The following is a 24,998-nucleotide window of genomic DNA, read 5'->3' on the forward strand; positions in this document are numbered from 1 at the left end:
CGCGCATAAAAGTGCGTCATTTTACATTTTAATGCGCATAAAAGTGTTGCAGCGTTCTCATTGAGCAAGACATTCTTGGGCGGGTAACTTTCTACCCAGGAACCTATTCGATGTTTTGGATCTGCTCGCGCATCTGCTCGATCAAGACCTTGAGATCGACTGAGGTTTGCGTCATCTCCATACTCATGGCTTTTGAGCCTAGCGTATTGGCCTCGCGGTTCATCTCCTGCATCAAAAAATCCAGACGCCGCCCCACTGGCTGCTGGCTCTTCAAGGCACGGCGCACTTCAACAAGATGCGTTTTCAGTCGATCCAGCTCCTCGGCGATATCCTGCTTTTGCGCCAACAGCACCAACTCCTGCTCAAGGCGCTGTGGCTCCACCTGCTGACCCAGCTGTGCGGCACGTTCTTGTAGCTGCGCTCGCCAAGCGGCCAGCGCTTCTGGCAGATGCTGCTGTGCGGCCTCTAGGTGCTGAGCAATCTGGTCTAAACGTTCGACAATCATCTCTGCCAAGGCCGCGCCCTCACGCAGACGATGCTCCTGCAAGCGGCCTAACGCCTGCTCAAATAATGCCAGTGCCGCAGCATGCAGTGCCTCTTCGTCTGTTTCGGTGGCTTGCAGCACTCCTGACCACTGCATCAACTCAAGGGGATTGATCGCCGCTGTATGTACCTGATGGACGCTGGCTGCCTGCTCGATCTGTTGCGAGGCTTGCAGCAGCTGATTCAGCAGGTCGCTATTAAGCTGCAGCCGATCTCCCTGCACGGCGGGCTGAAAGCGCAGTGTGATATCCAGCTTACCGCGTGCAAGATGCTTTCTCAGTCGCTGGCGTAATTCTGGCTCAATCACCCGCAAGGTCTCTGGCAAACGAAACTGAGGTTCTAAATAGCGTTGATTCACTGAGCGGATTTCCCAGCTCAGGTGTCCCCAGGGATGCTGTTCTTCGCAACGCGCGAAAGCGGTCATACTGGCCGTCATGGGCTGTCCTTCCTGTGTATAATGGTGGGTCAAAAATGAATTTAACTAGGTGACTTTTCTATGCGTCCAAGCGGTCGAGCGGCGAATCAACTCCGTCCTATTACTCTCCAGCGTCATTTTACTCGCCATGCCGAAGGCTCTGTTCTGGTGAGCTTTGGTGATACGCAGGTGATTTGCACTGCCAGTATTGATAAAAGCGTCCCTGGCTGGCTCAGAGGCAAGGGGCAAGGCTGGCTGACCGCTGAATACGGTATGTTGCCCCGTGCCACCCATTCGCGCAATGCGCGTGAAGCGAATCGCGGCAAACAAGGTGGACGCACGCTAGAAATTCAGCGCCTGATTGGCCGCTCGCTGCGCGCGGCTGTCGATCTGAAAAAACTGGGCGAATACACCCTGACGCTCGATTGCGATGTCATACAAGCCGATGGCGGCACTCGCACGGCCTCCATCACCGGCGCTTGCGTGGCCTTGGTTGATGCCCTGCGTCATCTGCAATTACAAAAGCTGCTGAAGAAAGATCCCTTCGAACAGTTTGTTGCCGCTGTCTCGGTTGGCATGTATCAAGGCGAAGCGGTGCTGGATCTGGATTACGCCGAAGATGCCAACTGCGGTACTGATATGAACGTCGTGATGACCGAAGATGGCCGCTTTATCGAAGTGCAAGGCACCGCAGAAGGTCAGGCTTTCACACGTGATGAAATGAACGCCATGCTCGCGCTGGCCGAAGAAGGCGGACAGCAGATTATTGCGCTACAAAAGGAAGCCTTGCGTAGTCTTTAATTTGCGCAGCTTTTAGGTTGCCACAGCAGTTGGCGGCTCAGCAGAGATAAGGAAGCCAAGTGCTTCCTTATCTTGATGGCCAACAAGACCCATCTTGACCAACTCTACCCCTCGATCGGCATGCAAGATCAAGGCTAGAATCCAGCTGGGTAGGGGCACATCACATTGATGAAAGGGACGCCATGCAGCAAATCGGGATTTACGAACAACTGATTACGCAGCTGATTGCCAGTCAGCTCGATCATGAGCGCTTTTATGTTGGAGAGCGCGAGTTGACAAGTAACGAAGCCTCAATCTGGTTATCGCGCTTTTTATCACCTATTCTCGAATATGCCATTGAATCTATCCCCGCTGGGGATGACCGATTACAGCAACAAATCGACCTTGCCAATCAGATTCTCCTCTGGCTCAAAACACAAATTCAAGATCAATGTTTTATTGAAGAAAATCTGATCGCCAGCCAAGGTAAGATTCTGACTGCGCTCTATGAGTTCGAAAATCCAGTTGCTGCTGATCTTAAACACTATATTAGCGAGATCTTTCCGCTCACTGGCCTCACGCAAAGCGAACTTTTTTGTGGTAGCAATGCTGGGCTCTCACTAGAGTCAGAACTCAAAAGAGAAATCTTATCCGCAGATCGCATTTATTGGTTGGTGTCTTTTATCAAATGGGCTGGAATTCGCATCTTCCGTAAAGAGCTTGAAGCCTTTACTGCCAGCGGCCGAGAGTTGAAAATCATTACCACCTCCTATATGGGGGCAACAGATGCAAAGGCCGTGGAATACCTTGCCAGCCTACCCAATACTCACGTCAAGCTAAGCTACAATACTGATCGTGAACGCCTCCATGCCAAAAGTTATCTCTTTTTACGTGAGACTGGCTTCCACACTGGCTATATAGGCTCCTCCAACCTCTCTCATTCAGCACTCACAAATGGCTTAGAGTGGAACTTAAAAATCACTGCGCAAGAAATTCCGCACATCATCAACAAATCACTCAGTACCTTTGAAACTTACTGGGCCTCAGATGATTTTGAATCCTTTAGCGGTGACACTCAAAGCACTGAAAAACTGAAAAAAGCCTTGAATCAGCAGCGTAACGGTGATGATGCAGGCCCAGCACATTTCTTTCATATCACTCCCTTCCCTCACCAAAGAGAGATTCTTGAGCAGCTGGTGGTTGAGCGCCAGGTGCACCAGCGCTGGCGTAATCTCGTTGTGGCAGCAACAGGAACAGGTAAAACGCTCATTTCAGCCTTCGACTTTGCTCGCTTTATCCAAGCCAAGCCAGAGGCCAACTTTTTGTTTGTGGCCCATCGTGAAGAAATCCTCAAACAAGCTAGAGCAGCTTACCGTGGTGTCTTGCGCAATAGTGCATTTGGTGAGCTCTGGGTAGGCGGCCATACACCTGAGCACTACCGTCAACTCTTTGCCTCAGTACAAACACTGAACAATCAACTTAGCCAGCTCGATCTCACGCCAGATTATTACGATTACATTGTCATTGACGAAGTCCACCACATCGCGGCAAGCAGTTACCGCGCGCTGCTCGATCATTTCTCACCATCGATCTTACTCGGTCTCACGGCAACGCCTGAGCGTCATGATGGAGGCGATATATTAGGAGATTTTTGTGGCGTGATCGCAGCAGAAATCCGCTTGCCTGAAGCCATCAATCGACGCCATCTCTGCCCATTTCAGTATTTTGGTATAGAGGATGATACTGATCTGCGCGGTATTTCTTGGAGTCGTGGGCGCTATGATATTGCTCAACTCACGCACCTTTATACCCACAATCAAATGCGGTTCGATAAGATTCTGCTGAGCCTGCAAGAAATCATCACTGACCTGAACACCATGAAAGCCTTGGCCTTTTGTGTGAGCCGTGAGCATGCTCAATACATGGCGCAACAATTTTTGTTGAAGGGCATCAAGGCTGATCTTCTCACTAGCGATAACAGTCATGAGCGCCAACAAAAACAACAAGCCATTCGCACTGGCCAGATCAATCTTTTGTGTGTAGTGGATATTTTTAATGAGGGTGTGGATATCCCCGAAATCGATACACTGCTTTTTTTGCGCCCAACAGAAAGCTTGACTGTTTTCTTGCAACAGCTTGGTCGAGGATTACGCCTCGCAGCAGGGAAAGAGTGCTGCACTGTCTTAGATTTTGTCGGCAACTCGCGCCCAGAATATGATTTTGCCAATAAATTTAGGGCCCTTGTAGGAAGGAGTCCGCGTGCCATTAGCGAAGAGATCAAGCAAGGCTTTCCTCATGCACCACTGGGCTGCCGAATCGAGCTTACCAAGCGCACTCAAGAGATGATTCTCAGCCATATTCGGCAAGCCTCACTGACACTCAAGCGCCTCGTTGCAATGATCCGGCAGTTTCCTCAACATTCTACCTTGCCGCTAACGCTGACCAACTTTCTTGCACAGCATCCCGATATTGATCTGCATGAGCTTTATAAGCGTGGTAGCTGGGCTGAACTGGTCGCACAAGCCAAGGATCAAATAAAAGAGAACACACTGGATGACCAGTCACGCAAAATAATCAGAAGAGCCATCCATACACGTATTTTGGCTTGTGATGACTATGCCTACCTGCACTTTCTAAGGCAGTTGTGCCTCTCAGACTTTACGATCAACCTACCAGCGGCAAGCGAGAGAGCATCTCGCCAAATACTGATGTGTCATTACGACTTTTGGCAGAAAACGGGGCCTGAATACGGGTTCAGTTCCATAATACAGAGCTTGCAAAAATTAAATCAGCTGGGCGTGCAAGCAGAGTTGCTTGATGTACTCCATTGGCAGTGTGCTCAAGCCAAGCACGAGCAGCCTATGATGGAAGATCTTCCTGATGTCCCCCTGAGGCTTCATGCTCGTTACGCACGCGAGCAGATCTTAGTTGCCTTTGGCGCCACTTCTTTTGAACATCAGCCTCCGGCACGTGAAGGCGTCTTTGCGCTGCAAGAGCAGAATAAAGAGCTGCTTTTTGTCACCTTAAATAAAAATGAAAAACAGTTTTCTCCTGCCACCATGTATCACGATTATGCAATCAGCGAGCATTTATTTCATTGGCAGTCGCAGAATAGCGCTAGGCCAGATCGAGGACGAGGCAAGAGTTACATCGAACACCGAAAAAGCGGCAAACGCTTATTTTTATTCGTGCGCGAGCAAACAAAAGATGAGTACGGGCGTACAATGGGCTTTGTGAATTATGGCGAAGTTGAGTATGTCTCTCATACAGGCTCACAACCTATGAGCATTCACTGGCGGCTTAAAACACCTATGCCTCATTTTATGTGGCAACAAGCGGCTAAACTCGCTGTCGGCTAAGATCTGAGCGCGCATGAAAAAAGGAAGCCTTCGCTTCCTTTTTCAATCCATCCACTTTTTTAAGGCATCAACCTCTAAAGATCATATTCCACAATCACTGGCGCATGATCGGAGAAGTTCACGCTGCTATCAATCCAGGCTTTTTTCACGGCACGACGCAGATTGGGACCAACGACTTGATAATCTAAACGCCAGCCTTCCTGACGTAAACGCTGGCTGCCTGCATCTGGCCAGTAGGTAAACTGATCCGCATCGGTGTTCACCTCACGCAAGCAATCGACATAGCCAAGTGGACCAAAGACCTGATCCATCCACGCGCGCTCTTCTGGACGAAAACCTATGCTGAACTGGTTATCCTGCCAGTTGGCAAGATCCAGCGTGCGATGGGCAATGTTCCATGTGCCACAGATGATGTACTCACGGCGTTTACGGCGCAGTTTGGTTAAGAAATCCAGATACTGCTCCATAAAGAGCTTCTTTTCAGCGGGGTTACTGCCTGATGGCATCAAAAAGCTGGCAATACTGACCTTTTCGAAATCCACTTGCATAAAGCGGCCTTCGCGATCAGCCAGCTCAAAGCCCAGCCCGGTCATTACTGCCTTGGGCAAACGACGACAGTAAATGCCCGTACCAGCATAGTCATCTTGCTCCGCATCAAAGAAGTAGCCTTCCCAGCCATCGGGGCGTTCTATGGCGTCGCCAAGTTTCCAGGTTTTTTCACGCACATCCTGTACGCAAACCACATCTGCATCCTGGTCCTTGAGCCAATCCAGGAAGCCTTTTTCTACGGCTTGTTTGATGCCGCCAACATTGAGGCTGATCACTTTCATTTTTCAGCGCTTCCCATTCCCGCGTGGTGAGTCATAACATTAGCGTGTATGATACTTGACTTTCGTTGTTTTGGGGAATCTTTGGGGTGTGACTGTGCTCAAGTATCAAAAAGAATTTATCGAATTTGCTCTGCAACAAGACGTACTGCGCTTTGGCCAGTTCACCTTAAAATCTGGGCGTGTCAGTCCCTACTTTTTTAATGCGGGCCTCTTCCATTCTGGTGCGGCACTGGTCCAGCTAGGGCAGAGCTATGCTGCCGCTTTAGAGGCCACAGGCTGGGATTACGATCTACTTTTTGGTCCAGCTTACAAAGGTATCACCCTGGCTTCTGCAACGGCCTGCATGCTGGCAGAGCACCACCAAAAAACCACCCCCTTTGCTTTTAACCGCAAAGAAGTGAAGGATCACGGCGAAGGCGGTCAACTAGTGGGTGCCAGCATGGCTGGACAAAAAGTCGTGATCGTTGACGATGTGATCACCGCCGGTACCGCGATTCGTGAGGTGTTGCCGATGATCGAACAGGCGGGGGGGCAGGTTGCGGGTATCTTATTGGCGCTGGATCGCCAAGAACGCGGGCAGGGCGAGCGCTCCGCCATTCAAGAAGTTGAACAGGATTTGGGCATTCCCGTGACCAGCATTATCGCCATGCAGGATTTGATTGCCTATATCGAGACGGAACGGGCTGATCTCAAGCAGGTCTTAAGCGACATGCAAGCCTATCGTCATGAATACGGCGTTTAATATTGATTGATCCAAGAGGCCTTCTTATGCAAGCCAAAAACATTCTTTCTTCTGTGACTCTGGCATCCCTGCTGGCTATCGCAGGCAATACCCAAGCCTTTAGTCTTTCTCCAGGTGCGGTTGAAGCCAATCTGAATAATGAAACCCTCCAGTTTGAAGTTGAGCGCAGCTTTGGTGGCAACTTAAGCCTGAATGCCGGTTTTCTATACACCGAAGAGCATGATGCTGGCTCAGCGACGCTTGGGCAGGTGGGGTTTCAAGGTGTCGAAACCGATAACCGTACCTATCGTGCCGCAATCGGTGCCCGCGCTTACTTCTACAGCACACCGGATTCAGACACTGGCTCAGCCCTTGCTTTTGGTGGTCTGTTTTACCACGTGATCCCCGGTGCTCAACGCCTCTCAGCCGGTGGCTATGGCTGGATTGCGCCAAAAGTGACGAGCTTTGGCTCAACAGAGCAGTTCTATGAAGCCGGTGGTCGCGTGGCTTATCGCGTCATCCAAAACACTGATGTGTTTGCTGGATATCGCTATACCTACTTAAAGCGCGATGATGGTTTTGATGAGAGCTTTGAAAGCGGCCCGCATCTTGGCTTTCGTATTAACTTCTAAGTCCCTGTTGATGGGTTGATAACAAAATCGTGATAGCAAGATTGTGAGCGAGGCGAACGCAACGATGTCTCCGATGCAGTGGACGCAACTTCTTGATCCGCAGCGCTTGGGCGCCCCCAGGCGCTCGGCCTCGGAGCCGGCTCGCAGCCCGTTTCATAAAGATCATGACCGCATCATCTTCTCCGGTTCTTTTCGTCGCTTGGGGCGCAAAACTCAAGTTCACCCCCTAGTCAGAAATGATCATATCCACACCCGACTCACCCACTCGCTTGAAGTCGCCTGTGTCGGTCGCAGCCTTGGTATGCGGGTGGGTGACAGTCTGCGCCAAGTCTTGCCTGCTTGGGCACATCCAGCAGATTTAGGTGTGATCGTGCAGGCCGCTTGTTTGGCGCATGATATCGGGAATCCACCTTTTGGGCATGCCGGTGAATACGCCATTCGTGACTGGTTTGGTCAACCTGAACAAGCCCACCTGCTCGCCCCGCTGACTGAGCTAGAGCGCCAGGATCTGCTGACCTTTGAAGGCAATGCCCAAGGGCTGCGCGTGGTCACTCAGGTGGAGTACAACCAGTTTGATGGCGGGATGCGCCTGACCTATGCCACGCTGGGCGCGATGCTGAAATATCCCTGGACCGTGGCGGATGCTGGCAGTAAAGGCAAGTTTTCTGCTTATCAAAGCGAGGCTGGCTTTTTGCAAGAAATCGCGCAACGACTCGGGCTGATCCAGCTCGACACCTGGCGCTGGGCTCGTCATCCGCTGGTCTATCTGGTTGAAGCGGCAGATGATATTTGCTACGCCCTGCTGGATTTAGAAGATGGTTTGGAGATGGAAATCCTCAGCTTTAACGAGGTGGCTGAGCTGCTGATTTCGATTGGCGAAGGCGCACCGGCTGATTACACCCGTCTGGCCTCGGCTTCGCGCCGCCGCCGTATTGCGGCCCTGCGCGGACATGCGATGGAAAAGATGATTGATGCTGTCACGCTGGCCTTCACGCAACAGCAGCAGGCCTTGCTGGCCGGTGAGCCGATCGGCGATCTGATCGATCTCTGTCCGGCTCCGGTTGCCGAGGGTATCCATCAAGCCAAGCGTTTAGCGCGCGAACGCATCTTCCAGAATCAACGCAAGGCCAAGATGGAGATTGGGGCCTTCACCACGCTGGGTACCTTGCTCGACACCTTTATGTCGGCCTGCTTTGCCCTTGATGGCCCCAACCTGAGTTATAAAAATCAGCGGGTGCTGGCATTGATTGGTGAGAATATCCCCGATGCCAGCTGGCCGCTCTATCAGCGTTATCGCCGCGCGCTAGATTATATCGGCGGGATGACCGACCAATATGCTGTTGATGTCGCGCAGGAAATGAGCGGCCGCATCGATCACCGCTAAGCCGCACTCGGAGGTGGCAGCTCATCCAATACAGGAGCTGGCTGTAAATAGGCCATAGCCGCAGCAGCATAGGCCTTGGCACCACCAGCTAAACCCTGCGTGCCAAAGATGCGATTAAATTCAATAAAGTAGGGCTGATCATTCACCCAGGCAACATCAAAGCCGGCATGATCGATACCAAACTGGCGCGCCACACAGGCCACCATATCCAACACCGCCTGGGGGACAGGATCACGCACCACTTCCCCGCCCTGCGCAACATTATTTAAAAAGCCACCTTTGGGAGCCAAACGCCAGTAGGCATCCAATACCTGATCACCCACCCAAACCACCCTGACATCTCGGTCGATCTCTAGCCTTTCTTGCACATAGAGCACCTCGTGGTTCGCAGCCCAACTAAAGAGCTCCGCTTCATTGTGCAGCAACGCCACACCCTCACCGCGCGCACTTTTGACCGCCTTCACCACCAGAGGGAAGCGAAACTCCACCAGAATACGCTCTAAAGAAGAACGTGAGCTGCCATAGATGGCCGTCTTGGGCATCCAGTGTGGGAAAACAGCCTGCATCGCACGCGTCTGCTCAATCTTGTTATGCCCCAGATAATAGCTGGCAGGGCTAGGAAAGATTCTGGCCTTCAAACCATAAAGTAAGGTATTGATTTGCCAGTATTCAGGAAAGAGCAAAATATCTGCCGCCTCGATCTCCTGACGATGAGCAAACATCTGCTCAGGTTTGATATAGCGCGCAGGAGGAAAGGCCAGAGTCCGCAAAGCGTCAAAGGTCAGCAAGGTCACAGGGTATCCCTCAGTGGGCAAAAGATCGGCATCAAGGCGGCCGCTCAAGAGACGAGCAACCAGAACCGGCGCATCATAAAATGAAGCCAATCACTTGCCAAGCAAAAGTCTTTCACCCCTTGGCTGCCAAGCACTGGGGACATCATCCCACCAGCCCCAGGCCTGCAACAGCGGTGTAAAACGTGCCTCAAGCGGGGCATCCAAACACAGCGGTGCGCCAGTCAGGGGGTGCGCAAAGCGCATCTGCACGCAGGCCAACCAGAGACCACGCCCAAAGGTGTGCTCCATATAGCGATTGTGCGGCCCCTTGCCTTGTTTCACATCACCTAAAATAGGATGTCCCAGATGTTTCAAGTGGCGGCGCAACTGATGTTTACGGCCTTCATGGGGTTGAATTTGCACCAGCGCATAGCGAGTGCTGGGGTAGCGATCCACCTGGATAGGTAGCTCCACCTGCGCCAAACACTGATAATCACTGACGGCCGATTGAATAGGCTGCTCGCGCCGATCCTGCTTATTCACGGGATCGCGCTTTAAGGGGTGATCTATCCGCCCTGCTGCTGCAGGCCAGCCCCGCACCACGGCCAGATATTGTTTTTCAACCTCACGCGCCATCATCGCCTGCCCCAGTGTTGACGCCACCTGCGAGGACAAAGCAAAAACCAGCAGGCCAGAAGTTGGCTTATCCAAACGATGCACAGGGAACACCTTCTGGCCGGCTAACTCGCGCGCATAATGCAAGGCAAACTCGGTTTCATGGCGATCTATCGCACTCGGATGCACCAACAATCCGGCGGGTTTATGCACAACCAGCAGGGCCTCATCGCGATACAGGCAGCGCAGGGGTTGATCATTCAGCATGGCAAAGACTCAAAAAAGCACAAAAGACCCAGCAGTCGGGCGTAAGACTGCCTTGGGACGAAGGAGTCTGGCATACTCAGACCTACCTCAAATGATAACAAAAACAAGGAATCCAAGATGCCTTCTGCTCAACACCCACTCAAGATGGAAGCCGCTGCTCTCAGCGCCTTCCTGAAGCAAGCCTTCCCGCAGTTTCATGGTGAGATTCTCAGTGTGACTGAATCGGCCAGTCGTGTGCGCCATCAAGTGAGCGCTGAACATCTACGCCCAGGCGGGACGGTCTCCGGCCCGACCTTGATGACCCTCGCCGATGTGGCGCTCTATATTGATCTGCTGTCTAAGATTGGCCCTGTGCCCTTGGCAGTGACGACCGATTTCACCTGCCATTTTTTGAACAAACCAGCAGCGCATACCGCCATCGAGGCCGAAGCACGCCTGCTGAAACTCGGTCGCCGCCTGGCCATTGGTGAGGTTTATTTATACAGCGAAGGGGTAGAAAACCCTGTCGCACACGTGGTAGCGACCTACTCCATACCGCCACAAGAAAAAGTTTAAAAACAGAACTTTAGCGCCGAAACCTATACTATTCGCTCCAGTTCGGCGCTTTTCCTGCCTTTTCAAACACTCCACTCGAATGACAGATAAGGCTTGCGCCTCACATCATCTTTGACTAATATCGCATCACAAGCACAAATTAAAACAGTTGTTTAAAAACCCCCCTCAAGGATGAGCGCTTCTCTCTACAAGAGATCATCTATGCTCAATCGTCTGAAAATCAGCCACAAGTTCTTTATTCTGGTGGCCATCACTCTTTTGGCCTTCATCATCAGCCAAGGCTACACCTTACTGACTGAGCGTAGTAACAACGCGACGCTCGAGCACTTGAATAATCAGCTCTACCCTGCTGTGGAATTAACCACCCGCAACCTCTCACTGTTGCAGCTGATGGAATTCCAAATCAACAGCGCCGTTACAACGGGGGATGACCAGCCGCTTGAAGAGGCCCGTGCCAACTACCGCACATTGAATGCTGCTCTGCGTGAGCTCCCTCAGCTGAGCGCCGCTTTCGCCCAAGAAAGCCGTGCCGCTGAACAAGCACTCGAAGTCTGGTTCTCCAGCGCCAGCCAGATTGCTGAAGAATTTATCAGTGGCAGTGTTGATTTCAGTCGCATAGGCGAGCAGGCAGCGACCAATGCGCAGCGTCTCGAAGCCCTCCATCACCAGCTGCAACAGATGAGCCACAACACTGCAGCTGGCTTTAGTGCCGCGATCCAATCGACTATTGAGCAATCACGACGTGCCAACCAGATTGCCGGTTTAATCGCATTACTGGCGATCATCGTGCTGGCAGCACTGAGTCTGGCGACCAGCCGTTCGATCACTGGCAATTTAGCGCGGGTTTCTCGATTGCTTGCAGAAATGAACTCAGGCGAGGGGGATCTCACCGCGCGCATTGAGTATCAAGGACAAGATGAGATTCGCCCCTTGGTCGATAATGCCAATCAGTTTATTGATCAGCTTCATAGCACCTTTGCGCAAATCGCACGCGAGATCCAGGGCCTCGACCAGGTTGCGACACGGCTGACGAGTTCCAGTACCGATAACTTTCAGCGCATTCAACAACAGTCTGAAGCTATTGCCTCAACGCACAGTTCGATCCAAGAGCTTTTGCACAGCGTGGAAGAAGTCGCCAGCTTTGCGGCCAAAGCCTCGGATCAGGCCCAACAAGCCAAAACCTCGGCAGATCAAGGGCAGGATGCCGTTGCAGCGACCATTCAGACTATTAACAGCCTCGCTGCTGAGGTGGGGCATACTTCAACGGCAGTCAACCGCTTTGGTGATCTGGCACAGAATGTCAGCCACCTGCTCAAAACGATTCAAGCTGTTGCGGAGCAAACCAATCTGCTGGCATTGAATGCGGCCATCGAAGCAGCGCGCGCCGGAGATCACGGGCGTGGCTTTGCAGTGGTTGCTGATGAAGTGCGGGTGCTTGCCGTGCGCACCGCCGAAGCCGCTGACGAGATTTACAAAATCATCAATGAACTAGGGCAAGCCTCGCAAGAAGCCATTGCGGCAATGGAGGTCAGCGTCAGCAAGGCGCACCAAGGCGTTGAAGCCACGACCTCATCTGGCTCAACGCTCGAGCAGATCATCAGCAATGTCGGCACCATCAATATGATTAATGAACAGATTGCCTCCGCGACCTATGAGCAAAGCAGCACGGTCGAGACAGTGATGCAGCATGTTCAGCATATACACACCAATGCGGAGCAGGTGACAGAGGAAACCTCGCGCCTTGATCAGATCAGTCAGGATATTGATCAGATCACCCGCACACTCACCCAAGTGGCCAGCCAGTTCCGCGTTTAGGCGCGGCTGCAGCAGGCCGAATATCACCTGATTTTTGTCTCACCTGACCATCAAGAGGAAACACCTATGTTCTCACCCCTCAAGCGTCTCACGCCTGTGGCGGCCGGCCTTGCCCTCGTGGCGGCAACGCAGAGCAGCAGTCTGCTCGCGGCGGATACGGCTCGTTTACAGCAAGTCGAACAGCAGCTCGCCAGCTTACAGCAACAATTGGCTGGCCCTCAGGCTGAACGCCTGCAATTCAATGGCTTTTTCAGCACTGGCTATAGCCGCGCGACCAATGATGCCGGTTATGCGGGTAACACAGAAAAATCCGCACTGGCCGAAAACACCCTGCTCGGCTTACAGGGCCGCTACAATCTCAGCCGTGACACCAGCCTGACGCTGCAAATGGTTGCCCGTGGCAGCGATGATTGGTCAACGGAAATGGAATGGGCTTACCTCAGCCACCGTATCACCCCCAGCTTGCAAGTGCGTGCAGGTAAGCTGCGCCTGCCACTGTTTATGCACTCAGATGCCCTTGAAGTAGGCTATGCACAAACCGCCTTGCGCCCCAATCGTGAGGTGTATGGTGTCGTGCCCGTCAATAGCTATACCGGTGCTGATCTGACTTATGATCACTTCCTACCCTATGGCAGTGTCAGCCTCCAGTTATTTAGCGGGCACTCAGAAGATACGACTGCAATCGGCGGCAATCCCGTAGATATTGAAATGCGCAATGCTGTTGGTGGTGTGATCACCTGGACGGATTTTACCTGGACACTGCGCGTTAATGCAGCGACCGCTGATACCAGCATTTCTGGTGCAGCAGCCCAGAACGCGGGCTTTGGTGATGGCAGCAGCCGTGGCAATTTCTATGGACTGGGTGTGCAGTATGATGATGGCTTGTGGCAAATCACCTCAGAGATTACCCGTATCGAAGTCGATAGTGCTTATTCAGATACAGACTCGGCCTATCTGACGGTGGCCCATCGCCTCGGCAGCTGGACGCCTTATATCAGTGCTGGCTGGCTTAAAAGCCAAGATGATGACGACCGCCGTGGTCAGCCGCTACAACAAGCCTTGTTCAATATCGAGCGCCAAAGCTATAGCCTCGGCTTGCGCTGGGATCTGCTCAGCAATACCGCCCTCACAGCAGACTGGACCCATGTCAATGAGCTGGACGATACCCTCGGCGGTTTAAGCGGCAATATTGATGCCGGTCGTCAAGCCTTCTCCAACAGCAATATCTACAGCCTACGCCTCGACAGCGTCTTTTAAGGAGGCATGACCATGTTGAAAAAACTTCTCTTCACCCTCGCCTGCTGTTTGATCAGCTTACCCTTGCTGGCAGCGGATCTGGTGGTCATCGCCCATCCATCCGTACCGGACGGCCTGAGCCAAAATCAGATCCGTGATATCTATCTTGGCCGTAACCAGCAGCTGCCGAATGGCCAGCAAGCCACGCCTATCGAAATGAGCGATAACTCGCCCCTCAAGGCCAGCTTTCATACTCAAGTGACAGGCCGCTCTTTGGCCCAGCTGAATGCCTTCTGGTCACAGCAGGTCTTTACCGGTCGCGGCCAACCACCGCGCAGTGTTGAAAGCCCTGCCGCAATGCGTGCAGCCGTCGCGGCCACACCCGGTGCACTGGGCTATCTGCCGGCCAGTGAAGTCGATGCCAGTGTCAAGGTGCTGCTGCGCCCTTAAAATCTGATCCGCCTTTAGGCTCTCAACAGCGTGGAGCACCTCGCCGTGCTCCATCGCTGATCCTTCTATCACGATCACACCTCCCTCGGCTGCCTACTGCCTCACGCAAAAGTAGGGTAAAATGCCAGCCTTCATTTGCGGAGGCCCTATGCAGATCACTCTTAATGGTCAGGCTTATTCCTGCAGCGCTGCACTCACCATCAGCGCCCTGCTGGATGAACTTGGTTTCACCGGACAGCGCCTCGCGGTCGAAGTGAATCAAGCGATTGTCCCCAAAAGTCAGCACGCCACCTACCAGCTTCAAGCTGAAGACAGGGTCGAAATTGTGCACGCGATAGGCGGTGGCTAAAGGCAAGACATGAGCACTCTGAGGCACAGCATCCTCTCGCTAACCTGGCTGCTGTCCTGCTTTTCTGTTTTAACAATCCGAGGTGGCTATGTATTCAGCAGCAGAACAAGAGACCTTCCAGATCGGCACCCGCCGCTTTTCTTCTCGCCTTCTGGTCGGTACCGGCAAATACAAGGATATGAATGAGACGCGCGATGCGATTGCCGCTTCTGGCGCTGAGATCGTCACTGTCGCCATCCGCCGGACCAATATCGGCCAGAACCCCGGCGAACCGAACCTTTTGGATGTGATCTCGCCCGAGCGCTATACCCTGCTTCCTAATACAGCCGGCTGCTACACAGCCCAAGAAGCAGTGCGGACGTGTCAGCTGGCGCGTGAGCTGCTCGATGGGCACAATCTGGTTAAGCTTGAAGTGCTGGGCGATCAAAAAACCCTCTATCCCAATATGCGCGAAACACTGGCCGCCACCGAAACGCTGATCGCCGATGGCTTTGAGGTAATGGTCTACTGCAATGATGATCCTATTGCCGCCAAGGAACTCGAACAAATGGGCTGCGTGGCGATTATGCCGCTAGGCTCCTTGATCGGCTCTGGGCTCGGTATTCTCAATCCACACAATATCCGTCTGATCATGGAAGAAGCCCAAGTGCCAATCCTGGTCGATGCTGGTGTCGGCACCGCTTCTGATGCCGCCATCGCCATGGAAATGGGGTGTGATGGCGTCCTGATGAACACCGCGATCGCCCATGCCCGCAATCCCATCTTAATGGCCAGCGCGATGAAAAAAGCCATTGAAGCTGGCCGTGACGCCTTTCTTGCTGGACGTATGCCCAAAAAGGCCTATGCCAGCGCCAGCTCTCCACTTGAAGGACTGATTCATTCATGAGCACCGATGCACCCCAACAACCCACACCGCCCACAACATCTGTTTTGGGTGTGAACAAGCACGACCGCGCGGATGATGCGATCCATGACAAGCGCATTAAGAGCTTTGTACTCCGCCAGGGGCGGATGACCGCTGCCCAGCAGCGCGGCATGGATGACTACTGGCCCCAGTTTGGGCGTACTATCGAGCAGGGCCCCTTTGATCCCGAGGCAGTGTTTGGTCGTCAGGCCCCACTGGTGGTCGAAGTCGGCTTTGGTATGGGCGCATCTTTATTGGCCCAAGCCCAAGCCATGCCTGATCACGACTTTGTGGGTATCGAGGTGCATCAACCGGGTGTGGGTAAGTTATTGTGTGAAGCGGGGGATTTAGGACTGACGAATCTGCGCGTCTATCGTGCAGATGCTGTGGAAGTGCTCCACCAGTGCTTTGCTGAAAACACCATTGACCTCTTCCAGCTCTTCTTTCCCGATCCCTGGCATAAAAAGAAGCACCATAAGCGCCGGATCGTGCAGCCACCTTTTGTTGAAGCTATTCGTACGCGCCTCAAGCTGGGTGGACGCTTTCATCTGGCCACCGATTGGGAGGCCTATGCCGAGCATATGCGCGATGTGATGAATGCCGCACCGGGTTACCAGAACACCGCAGCAGAAGGTGAGGATTTTGTGCCGCGTCCTGCCTCTCGCCCACTGACCAAGTTTGAACAGCGGGGCGAGCGGCTTGGTCATGGTGTCTGGGATCTGATTTATCAGCGCAGCGCCTAACACCAACCGGCGTGCCTTCAGTCAGAGGGACGCCGGATGACTCACTGAGACACGCCAAAAAAGGGCCTAGCCTTCGATGATCAGCTTGCCGCGCATCATCATGCTATGGCCGGGGAAGGAACAGAAGTAGGTCAGATCACGACCACGTAGCTCAGTGACCGAGAACTCCACACTGGTCTGCTCACCACCGCCAATCAAACCTGTTGCCGCCAGCACGCGCGAATCGCCAGCAGGAACATAGTCCTGATCGACTCCAGCTCGAATCGCATCAGTGGACAGCCCCTGCACCTGATCGGTTTCTGCTAGCACCCAGTTATGCCCCATCGCATTGCGTGGCAGACGACCACTATGGGTCAGTGTTAAGCGCACCCGCTCACAACTGGCTGGCACCACCAGCTCTGCTGCTGAAAAGCGCATTTGATCATTACTATCAATCGTCAGCTCACAGGTGGCCGCCTGCACGCTCATCGACATCACTAAAGCGATAACACTCACAAGAATCAACTTCATCACTGATCACCTCCTCCATAAAACCCCCAATTTAATAGCAGCTCATTTTATTTGCAAATGATTTTCAAAAGCGATAAAAAAGTGAGACAAAACCTGCATCCAACCCTTCGCTAGGCTATAATTGCAGCTCAGCTTTGAGGGGCGTTGCAGCAGTGATCACTGTCAGGCTCAAAGCAGAACACCCTTCAACGACGCCCGTTAAACTCAAAAGATTCAGCCACCAGCTGAGTCCTTTTTGCTCAACGGAGTGTTTATGACAGATTTTACTGATTACAAGGTCGCGGATATCACGCTGGCAGATTGGGGCCGCAAAGAGCTGCGCATCGCAGAAAGTGAAATGCCAGCACTGATGGCGATTCGCGCCAAGTATCGCGCTGAACAGCCCCTGAAAGGTGCACGGATCGCTGGTTGTATCCACATGACCATTCAGACCGGTGTCCTGATCGAAACGCTAGTCGATCTGGGCGCTGAAGTACGCTGGTCTTCGTGCAATATCTTCTCGACCCAGGATCACGCTGCGGCGGCAATTGCGGCAGCTGGGATTCCTGTCTTTGCATGGAAGGGTGAGACAGAAGAAGAGTATCTCTGGTGCATCAAGCAAACCATCGAAAAAGATGGCTGGGTGCCCAACATGGTCTTAGATGATGGCGGCGATCTGACCGAAATCCTGCACAACGAATATCCTCAACTGATTGAAGGCATTCATGGTGTTTCTGAAGAAACCACCACAGGTGTGCATCGTCTGATCGAGATGATGAAAAAAGGCACGCTGAAAATCCCAGCGATCAATGTCAACGATGCTGTCACTAAGTCCAAAAACGACAACAAGTATGGTTGCCGCCACAGCCTCAATGATGCGATCAAGCGCGCGACCGACCACCTGCTCTCAGGCAAGCAAGCCTTGGTCATCGGCTATGGCGATGTGGGTAAGGGTTCCGCCGCTTCTTTGCGCCAAGAAGGCATGATCGTCAAGGTCACCGAGGTCGATCCCATCTGCGCCATGCAGGCCTGCATGGATGGCTATGAGGTGGTTTCTCCCTATCTAAACGGCCAGAACACAGGCACAGATGCAGGTATCGATACCGCCCTGCTGGGTAAAATTGATCTAGTGGTCACCACCACAGGTAACGTCAATGTTTGCGATGCACCCATGCTGAAAGCCCTCAAAAAAGGCGCGCTGGTGTGCAATATCGGCCACTTTGATAACGAAATCGATACCGCCTTTATGCGCAAAAACTGGGGCTGGCAGGAAATCAAACCCCAGGTACACAAGATCTTCCGCGATGGTCAACCTGAGCAGTTTGATGAGGCCAGCGCTGATTATCTGATCCTGCTGTCAGAAGGTCGTTTGGTCAACCTAGGCAACGCGACCGGCCACCCCAGCCGCATTATGGATGGCTCTTTTGCTAACCAGGTTCTGGCGCAGATCCACCTCTATCAGGCCGGCTTTGCCCATCTTTCTGCTGCTGAAAAAGCACAGCGCATCACGGTTGAAGTGCTGCCCAAGCAGCTGGATGAAGAAGTCGCCCGCTATATGGTAGAAGGTTTTGGCGGGGTCATCACTCAGCTCACTCAAGATCAAGCTGATTATCTGGGTGTGCCCCAGCAAGGGCCCTTTAAGCCAGAAGCCTACCGCTACTAGGCCTTGCGCTGATCAAGAAACCCACGCCTGACGCGTGGGTTTTTTATTTTAGTTTTCGTTGTTGCTCACAGAGTTTATGCTAGTCTGAATCTATCGTCGTTTTAAGGAGGAAGACAGTGAAAGACCTGCCCAAACAGCAATGGCATCATCTCGCCGAAGAGGATGTCTACAACGCCTTGAAGACAGATCATCAAACCGGACTCACCAGCAGTGAGGTCTCAGAAAGACTGAGTATTTTTGGCGAAAATGCCATTTCCGCCCAAAAACCTATCTCCCCTTTTAAACGCTTTATTCTGCAATTTCACAATCCGCTGATTTATATCCTGCTCGTCGCCACACTGGTGACTTTTTTCTTAAAGGAATATATCGATTCTGCGGTCATCTTTGGTGTCGTCATCATCAATGCCATTATCGGCTATCTGCAAGAAGCCAAGGCAGAAGATGCGATCAACTCGCTCAAACGCATGATGTCGGCCTCCGCCAGTGTCATCCGTGACGGTAAGAAGGTATCGATTGAAGCCACGCAGCTGGTGCCCGGCGATCTGGTGCTACTGGCTTCAGGCGATAAGGTGCCCGCTGATATGCGCCTGGTCAAATGCCGTGACATGCAGATCGATGAATCGGCTCTGACAGGTGAATCCGTTGCGGTACAAAAAGAATGCACCCTGCTTGAGCAGGACACCGTACTCGGTGATCGCGTTAATATGGCTTTTGCTGGCACGCTGGTCACCTATGGCGGCGGCATGGGGATCGTCACCGCGACAGGCGACGACACAGAAACCGGCAAGATCGCCGATATGATCTCTCAGGCAGTCAGCCTTGATACGCCGCTGACGCAGAAGATCCATGCGTTCAGTAAAATCCTGCTGTATGTGATTCTCGGCCTCGCCGTGATCACCTTTGCTGTTGGCCTGCTCCACGGTCAGGATTGGGTCAGCACCTTTATGGCTGCGGTCGCACTCGCGGTTGCCGCAATTCCCGAAGGTCTACCTGCTGTTGTGACCATCACACTGGCAATTGGTGTGCGCCGCATGGCACTGCGTAACGCCATCGTGCGTAAACTGCCTGCGGTTGAAACCCTTGGCTCGACCACGATTATCTGCTCGGATAAAACCGGCACCCTGACCGAAAACCAGATGACAGTGCAAAAAATCTTTGCCGGTGATCAGGAGTATGATCTTTCAGGTAGTGGCTATCAGCCAGAAGGCGAGATTAAAAACGGGCAGGGCGAGACCCTAGCCGATCTGCCCGAAGGCCTGCGCCTGTGTTTGCTGGCTGGCACCATCAGCAATGACTCCCAGCTGCTGCAAGAAAATGGCTTATGGAAGGTGCAGGGCGATCCGACCGAAGGCGCACTGATCGCATCCGCTGTTAAAGCAGGCCTGGCACAAGAAGAGCAGATGCAAGCCTATCCGCGTCTGGATGTCATTCCTTTTGAATCCGATCGCCAGTATATGGCGACCCTGCATCAGTTTGATGCCGAACAGAACATCATCTTCTTGAAAGGTTCTTTAGAGCAAACGCTGATTCGCTGCCGTGATGCGCTGGATCAGCAGGGCAACAGTCTAGCACTGGATCGCGACAAGATTACCCAAACTGCCGAACGCTTTGCTGCGATGGGCCTGCGCGTACTGTGTATTGCCATGCAAAAGGTGCCCAAAGATGAGCAGACTTTTGAACGCTTCCAGCAGCAAGAAGCCGCTGAGCAGCTGACCTTTATCGGTCTGCAAGCGATGATCGATCCCCCGCGTGCTGAAGCCATCCGTGCGGTCAATACCTGTCAGAAGGCGGGTATTGCCGTCAAGATGATCACTGGCGACCACGCCCTCACCGCTAGAGCTATTGCCGAACAAATCGGCATCAATAATCCTGATCCCAGTGCAGATCAGCATCGCGTGCTGACAGGCAAAGAACTGGCAGAACTGTCTGATCATGAGTTGCTGGCCGAGGTTGAAAAGGTCTCGGTCTTTGCTCGGGTTGCGCCTGAGCAAAAACTGAAGCTGGTCACGGCCTTACAGGCCAAGAAGCATGTGGTAGCGATGACAGGCGATGGTGTCAACGATGCACCAGCACTGAAGAAGGCCGATATCGGTGTGGCGATGGGGATCGCCGGTACAGAAGTCTCCAAAGAAGCCGCCGATATGATTCTGACCGATGATAACTTTGCCACTATTGAAGGAGCCGTTGAAGAAGGGCGCAACGTCTTTGATAACCTGCTCAAGTTTATCACTTGGATTCTGCCCACCAATATGGGGCAGGGCATGGTGATCATGGTCGCCATCTTAATCGGTGCTTCACTGCCCGTACTGCCGGTACAGGCCCTCTGGTTGAACATGACCACGGCGGTGTTTCTCGGTCTGATGCTGGCCTTTGAGCCGCGCGAACCAGGCATTATGAAGCGCATGCCACGCGATCCCAACTCACCGATTCTGAGCAAGGAAATGGTGGGGCGGATCTTGTCTGTCAGTACGCTGTTGCTGATCGGCGCCTTTGGTCTGTTTAAATGGGCATTAATCAACGGTGAAACCGAAGAGGTGGCTCGCACCTTGGCCGTCACCCTGTTTGTTGTGGTGCAAAGCGTCTTCTTGTTCAACTGCCGCTCTTTGTCGGTCAGCCTGTTTAAAACCCCCATCTTCTCCAATCCTTGGATCTGGGGTGGTGTTGGCGCGATGCTGGTTGCGCAGCTGCTGTTTATCTACACCCCTGTGATGAACACCCTCTTCCAAAGCGCCCCGCTAGAGCTGGCGCACTGGGGGATGATGCTCGCCTATGGCGTGCTGGTGCTCTTCTTAGTCGAGATCGAGAAAGGCATCTGGCGCGGCATCAAGGCACGCCGCTCAGCCTGATCAGCATTGATCTTCCCTTCACCTCACTGCTTGCGGGCAGTGAGGTTTTTTTTTGCCTATTCAGCCAGCGTAAAAGGGCAGGGTGCCACCCAGGTCATCGGCAATTGAGTCTGTGGATGCGTCAAGGAAAGAGAAAGGGCGTGCAAGGCTAAACGAGGACTGGCCGCTAAGGCCTCACCCTGTGCATAAAAACGATCACCCAAGATGGGACAGCCCAAGGACAAGAGGTGCACGCGCAGCTGATGAGATCGCCCGGTCACGGGATACAGCTCCACCAAGCTGGTGCGACCATCCGTTGACAACACACGATAGTCTGTCACTGAGGGCTTGCCCGTCTCCCAGCATACTTTCTGCAAAGGGCGGCGCGGCCAGTCGCAAATCAAAGGCAGATCAATACGCCCCTCTGACTGTGGCAGCTGCCCCCATACCTGAGCACGATAGACCTTCTGGGTTTGACGCTCTTGAAACTGGACTTTTAGGGCTGATTCGGCATTTTTACGCAGCGCAATGGCCAGAACGCCCGAAGTATCCATATCCAGACGATGCACGGGTTCGGCATAGGAACTCAGGCTTTTAACGCGTGTTTGTACACTGTCCTGCAAACCAGGATCGCGCCCAGGGTTAGAAAGCAATCCAGAAGGCTTATTGATCACCGCCATCCATTCATCTTGGTAGAGGACGTCTAACCATGGCTCGGTAGGTGGATGATAGTCTGCTGCGCTATAGACACTTTTCACCGGCCATCACTCTGACTGAGCCGACGCAGCGAGTTCACTGGCACTCAGTGGCTGTACCAGCACCCAAGGTGCAATGACCAAGGCCCACAACTCGACTTGCTGATGATGCCACTGATGCGCCTGCTCTTCAGCAACAGGGCCGACCTGCCCTGCTGCCATCCACTGCTCAAACTGGGCTTTATGATCCTGCGTCAGCTGATAGCCCACTTCGACCAGATCCAGCTCAGGTTGCACCAGCACCACCACACCACGGGCATAAAAGCTCTCTAGCTCACGCCAACCAATTTTGGCCGTTTCTAGGGCCAACTTATCGCGTAACAGGGCGACTTCTTCAGACATGATTTTCCTCGCTGCGCCCCGCATGAGGCGATCAAAAATAAATAAACAGGAATAAAATTGCGAAACAGAGCACAAAAACCAACTCAGCCGCTGAACTTGGTGCGCTATTTTAGATCTTAGGCCGTCGGCTTGCATCTTGTGACGGCTGGCTAAAACACATTTATTTGTTTTTTCTTTTTATTTAGGTCATCAGTAATGAATCAATCCTCTTTGTTGCTTACCCTACTCCTCTCAGCAGCGATACTCAGCGGCTGCTCAGATGGCGGCTCCTCTATGTCTTCTGGCTCAACACCTGAGCAGGCTTTTAGCCGACCACAAGACCCGCTGCTACCCTGGCAGTGGCATCTATACAATACAGGCCAAAATTTAAATGGTCTGCGGCCCTTAGCTGGTGCCGATTTGAACATCTGGCCGTTATGGAATCGCTGCCCAGTAACAGGTTGCGCAGGTGAAGGCATCCTCGTGGCAGTAGTCGATGATGGCCTAGAAATCCGCCATCCTGACTTACAAGCTAATGTCAGCCCACTGGCGCACCGTGATTTTATGCATCCGCCCTCTAAAGCCAACCAAGACCCCAGCCCCACCGATCCGGATGACGCCCATGGCACGGCCGTCGCCGGCCTGATTGCTGCACGAGACAATCAGATTGGTGGTGTTGGCGTGGCACCACGCGCGCAGTTATTGGGCATCAATCTACTCGCCATAGATTTTACAACCCAGCATGAATCCGAAGCCATGCAGCATCAGATCCAGGCCGTCGCCGTGTCGAACAACTCCTGGGGTGCACCAGATGGCACAGGATTTATCAACCCAGCGAGCAGCCCTTGGCGCCAGGCGATCGAACAAGGCATCACCCAGGGCTATGAGGGGCGCGGCATTGCCTATATCTGGGCTGGAGGTAATGGGCATGATCAAGCGGGCGAATACTTCTATGACTATTCCAATCTGGATGGTCAGGCCAGCTTTCATGGCGTGTTGGCTGTTGCTGCACTGAATGCTGAGGATCGACGCTCCAGCTATTCTGAGCAGGGCAGCAATCTGCTGATCAGTGGTTTTGGCGGTGAATTCTGCAATGGTCTGGCCATCACAACCACCGATTTAACACAGCGCAACTGGGGCTATAATCCACCTCAGATTGATTTTGTCGATGATCTGCCGGATCCCCACTATACGCGCTGCTTTAACGGTACTTCTAGCGCCGCGCCGACTGTGGCAGGTGTGGTAGCGCTGATGCGTCAAGCCAATACTCAGCTCAGCTGGCGTGATCTGCGCTGGCTACTCGCCCACCACGCACGGCAAAACGACCCTCAGCACCCTGGCTGGATGACCAACGGGGCTGGGCTAACGTTTAACTCTGAATATGGTTTTGGGGCCGCTGATGCCAGCGCCAGTGTCGAAGCCGCGCGCCAGCATCCACTCTTACCAGCCTATCAACGCCTGACGCGTACAGGTCCAGAGTCTCAAACAATGCCGGCCCAACAGATTTTTACCTCAACACTCGATCTACAGGCCCCGCTGGTCTTAGAATTCGTCGATCTGGCTATCCAAATCAATGGGCTGCCTGCACATCAGGATACAGGTGAGCTGAGCCTCTCTCTGATCAGCCCCAGCGGCACACGCAGCCTGCTCCTGCCCAAGCGACGCTGTCATTTCTTTGATGAAGATGACAACACAGTCCCGACAGCATGTGAGGATCGGCTCAACTTCACCTTCGGCAGTGTGCAGTTTTTAGGTGAAGATGCCCAAGGCCCGTGGCAGCTTGAAATCGATGCCCGAGGCATGAGTCAGCCCATCACACTCAATCAATGGCAGCTGACTTTTTATGGTCACACCCCCTCTGCCGCGCTTTAATGGAGTTTAAAATGAAATTTTCTTATCTTGTCGGTTTACTGCTGCTCGGTCTGGCCTCAGGCGCCAACGCGCAGAGCTGGTATGATGGGCAGCAAGAACGACGCCTGTATGTTGATCAACTACTGCGTGCGCAGATCGATTTTCCTGAAACTGAAGCTAGTACGCGGGCAGCCAGCCCCCAGACCTCACAAGGCCCAGCGCGCATTCGCCTGGTGCGTGATGAGACCCGCGAAGCTCGCCGCGCACGGACTGAGCAAGCCGCCAGCAGCGGAGCACAACTCGTACCTGTGTATCGTGACTTCCCGCATGGGCCCATTCGTGTGGCTAGCGGTGGTGTACTGCTGCGCCTGCCTGCTGACTGGCCGCTGGAGCAGCAAGCCCAGTGGCTAGCACAAGAAAACCTTGCGGTGATCAACTCACCCAACGCCTCCAATGGTTATTGGCTCATTGCCAGTCCGCCCGGCGAAGCCAGCCTCGCCTTGGCTGCCGAGCTTTTTCAGCAACCTGAAGTGATCAGCGCCAGCCCCAACTGGTGGCAGCCGCGCGTCAAACGCTAGGCTGTACTCGCCCTCTCACCCTGAGTCGAATGCCCTGCTGCTCGAATCAGGGTTCTGTGGGGCTAGGCCGCGTCCTCTGCGGCCTGTGCCTCTCTTTGAATAGAATTCAATTTTGTAGCGAAAAACTTTCAGTTTACTCCTATTC

Annotated in this window: 23 protein-coding genes and 1 riboswitch; of the genes, 16 read left to right on the plus strand and 7 right to left on the minus strand. The window is 53.2% G+C overall.

Going from position 1 to position 24,998, the window contains the following annotated elements:
- Nucleotides 1-103: 103 nt before the first annotated feature.
- Nucleotides 104-979 (minus strand): YicC/YloC family endoribonuclease, encoded by an 876-nt coding sequence (locus V6U78_RS04385; RefSeq protein ID WP_405337640.1) that lies wholly within the window; start codon nt 977-979, stop codon nt 104-106.
- 60 nt (nt 980-1,039) lie between these two features.
- Between V6U78_RS04385 and rph the strand changes: the two genes are divergently transcribed.
- Nucleotides 1,040-1,759 (plus strand): ribonuclease PH, encoded by a 720-nt coding sequence (gene rph / locus V6U78_RS04390; RefSeq protein WP_405337643.1) that lies wholly within the window; start codon nt 1,040-1,042, stop codon nt 1,757-1,759.
- A 182-nt stretch (nt 1,760-1,941) separates the two neighbouring features.
- A complete protein-coding gene (locus tag V6U78_RS04395) occupies nt 1,942-5,097 on the plus strand; it encodes a DEAD/DEAH box helicase (RefSeq protein ID WP_405337646.1) in 3,156 nt (1,051 codons plus the stop codon).
- 74 nt (nt 5,098-5,171) lie between these two features.
- Here the strand turns inward: V6U78_RS04395 and V6U78_RS04400 are convergent, their stop codons facing one another.
- A complete protein-coding gene (locus tag V6U78_RS04400) occupies nt 5,172-5,927 on the minus strand; it encodes an exodeoxyribonuclease III (RefSeq protein ID WP_405337649.1) in 756 nt (251 codons plus the stop codon).
- 94 nt (nt 5,928-6,021) lie between these two features.
- Here V6U78_RS04400 and pyrE point away from each other — a divergent pair, with 94 nt between their 5' ends.
- The 3 genes from pyrE (at nt 6,022) to V6U78_RS04415 (ending at nt 8,664) form a co-directional block, all read left to right on the plus strand.
- The gene (gene pyrE / locus V6U78_RS04405) at nt 6,022-6,669 is read left to right on the plus strand and encodes an orotate phosphoribosyltransferase (protein WP_405337652.1); all 648 of its coding nucleotides are present in this window, start codon (nt 6,022-6,024) and stop codon (nt 6,667-6,669) included.
- 26 nt (nt 6,670-6,695) lie between these two features.
- Nucleotides 6,696-7,280 (plus strand): YfaZ family outer membrane protein, encoded by a 585-nt coding sequence (locus tag V6U78_RS04410; protein ID WP_405337655.1) that lies wholly within the window; start codon nt 6,696-6,698, stop codon nt 7,278-7,280.
- 64 nt (nt 7,281-7,344) lie between these two features.
- A complete protein-coding gene (locus tag V6U78_RS04415; RefSeq protein WP_405337658.1) occupies nt 7,345-8,664 on the plus strand; it encodes a deoxyguanosinetriphosphate triphosphohydrolase in 1,320 nt (439 codons plus the stop codon).
- Here the strand turns inward: V6U78_RS04415 and V6U78_RS04420 are convergent.
- Both V6U78_RS04420 and V6U78_RS04425 read right to left on the minus strand, forming a co-directional pair.
- Nucleotides 8,661-9,548 carry an ATP-grasp domain-containing protein gene (locus tag V6U78_RS04420; RefSeq protein WP_405337661.1) on the minus strand — a complete coding sequence of 296 codons (888 nt, stop codon included), beginning with the start codon at nt 9,546-9,548 and terminating at the stop codon, nt 8,661-8,663. The genes V6U78_RS04415 and V6U78_RS04420 overlap by 4 nt on opposite strands.
- On the minus strand, nt 9,549-10,319 hold the full coding sequence (locus V6U78_RS04425; RefSeq protein ID WP_405337664.1) for a pseudouridine synthase: 771 nt from the start codon (nt 10,317-10,319) through the stop codon (nt 9,549-9,551).
- A 117-nt stretch (nt 10,320-10,436) separates the two neighbouring features.
- On the opposite strand from V6U78_RS04425, the gene V6U78_RS04430 reads away from it, so the two are divergent.
- From V6U78_RS04430 to trmB, 7 genes are all read left to right on the plus strand, one after another.
- A complete protein-coding gene (locus V6U78_RS04430) occupies nt 10,437-10,874 on the plus strand; it encodes a PaaI family thioesterase (RefSeq protein WP_405337667.1) in 438 nt (145 codons plus the stop codon).
- A 201-nt stretch (nt 10,875-11,075) separates the two neighbouring features.
- Nucleotides 11,076-12,689 (plus strand): methyl-accepting chemotaxis protein, encoded by a 1,614-nt coding sequence (locus tag V6U78_RS04435; RefSeq protein WP_405337670.1) that lies wholly within the window; start codon nt 11,076-11,078, stop codon nt 12,687-12,689.
- A gap of 66 nt (nt 12,690-12,755) precedes the next feature.
- Nucleotides 12,756-13,946 (plus strand): hypothetical protein, encoded by a 1,191-nt coding sequence (locus tag V6U78_RS04440; protein ID WP_405337673.1) that lies wholly within the window; start codon nt 12,756-12,758, stop codon nt 13,944-13,946.
- A gap of 12 nt (nt 13,947-13,958) precedes the next feature.
- Entirely contained in the window at nt 13,959-14,375 is a 417-nt protein-coding gene (locus V6U78_RS04445; RefSeq protein WP_405337676.1) for a substrate-binding domain-containing protein, read from the plus strand.
- 148 nt (nt 14,376-14,523) lie between these two features.
- A complete protein-coding gene (gene thiS, locus V6U78_RS04450) occupies nt 14,524-14,724 on the plus strand; it encodes a sulfur carrier protein ThiS (RefSeq protein ID WP_405337679.1) in 201 nt (66 codons plus the stop codon).
- Between the two features lie 88 nt (nt 14,725-14,812).
- Nucleotides 14,813-15,610, plus strand: coding sequence for a thiazole synthase (locus V6U78_RS04455; protein ID WP_405337682.1), 798 nt, complete (start codon nt 14,813-14,815; stop codon nt 15,608-15,610).
- On the plus strand, nt 15,607-16,371 hold the full coding sequence (gene trmB, locus V6U78_RS04460; protein WP_405337685.1) for a tRNA (guanosine(46)-N7)-methyltransferase TrmB: 765 nt from the start codon (nt 15,607-15,609) through the stop codon (nt 16,369-16,371). Before V6U78_RS04455 ends, trmB begins: the two co-directional genes overlap by 4 nt.
- Before the next feature lie 66 nt (nt 16,372-16,437).
- Here the strand turns inward: trmB and azu are convergent, their stop codons facing one another.
- Nucleotides 16,438-16,881: an azurin gene (azu, locus tag V6U78_RS04465; protein WP_405337688.1), complete on the minus strand. Its 444-nt coding sequence runs from the start codon at nt 16,879-16,881 to the stop codon at nt 16,438-16,440.
- Between the two features lie 130 nt (nt 16,882-17,011).
- Nucleotides 17,012-17,085: riboswitch (S-adenosyl-L-homocysteine riboswitch) on the plus strand.
- A 49-nt stretch (nt 17,086-17,134) separates the two neighbouring features.
- Between azu and ahcY the strand changes: the two genes are divergently transcribed.
- Both ahcY and V6U78_RS04475 read left to right on the plus strand, forming a co-directional pair.
- A complete protein-coding gene (gene ahcY / locus V6U78_RS04470; protein ID WP_405337691.1) occupies nt 17,135-18,523 on the plus strand; it encodes an adenosylhomocysteinase in 1,389 nt (462 codons plus the stop codon).
- A 116-nt stretch (nt 18,524-18,639) separates the two neighbouring features.
- Entirely contained in the window at nt 18,640-21,369 is a 2,730-nt protein-coding gene (locus tag V6U78_RS04475) for a cation-transporting P-type ATPase (protein WP_405337694.1), read from the plus strand.
- A 56-nt stretch (nt 21,370-21,425) separates the two neighbouring features.
- Here the strand turns inward: V6U78_RS04475 and V6U78_RS04480 are convergent, their stop codons facing one another.
- A complete protein-coding gene (locus tag V6U78_RS04480; RefSeq protein ID WP_405337697.1) occupies nt 21,426-22,106 on the minus strand; it encodes an RluA family pseudouridine synthase in 681 nt (226 codons plus the stop codon).
- A gap of 6 nt (nt 22,107-22,112) precedes the next feature.
- Nucleotides 22,113-22,445 carry a DUF2288 domain-containing protein gene (locus tag V6U78_RS04485; RefSeq protein ID WP_405337699.1) on the minus strand — a complete coding sequence of 111 codons (333 nt, stop codon included), beginning with the start codon at nt 22,443-22,445 and terminating at the stop codon, nt 22,113-22,115.
- 195 nt (nt 22,446-22,640) lie between these two features.
- Between V6U78_RS04485 and V6U78_RS04490 the strand changes: the two genes are divergently transcribed.
- Nucleotides 22,641-24,296: a S8 family serine peptidase gene (locus tag V6U78_RS04490; protein ID WP_405337701.1), complete on the plus strand. Its 1,656-nt coding sequence runs from the start codon at nt 22,641-22,643 to the stop codon at nt 24,294-24,296.
- Between the two features lie 11 nt (nt 24,297-24,307).
- Nucleotides 24,308-24,853, plus strand: a complete 546-nt coding sequence (locus V6U78_RS04495) for a hypothetical protein (protein WP_405337703.1) — start codon at nt 24,308-24,310, stop codon at nt 24,851-24,853.
- Nucleotides 24,854-24,998 lie beyond the last annotated feature (145 nt).

This window comes from Marinospirillum alkalitolerans (genome assembly GCF_045055655.1).
Classification (GTDB): Bacteria; Pseudomonadota; Gammaproteobacteria; order Pseudomonadales; family Halomonadaceae; genus Marinospirillum; species Marinospirillum alkalitolerans.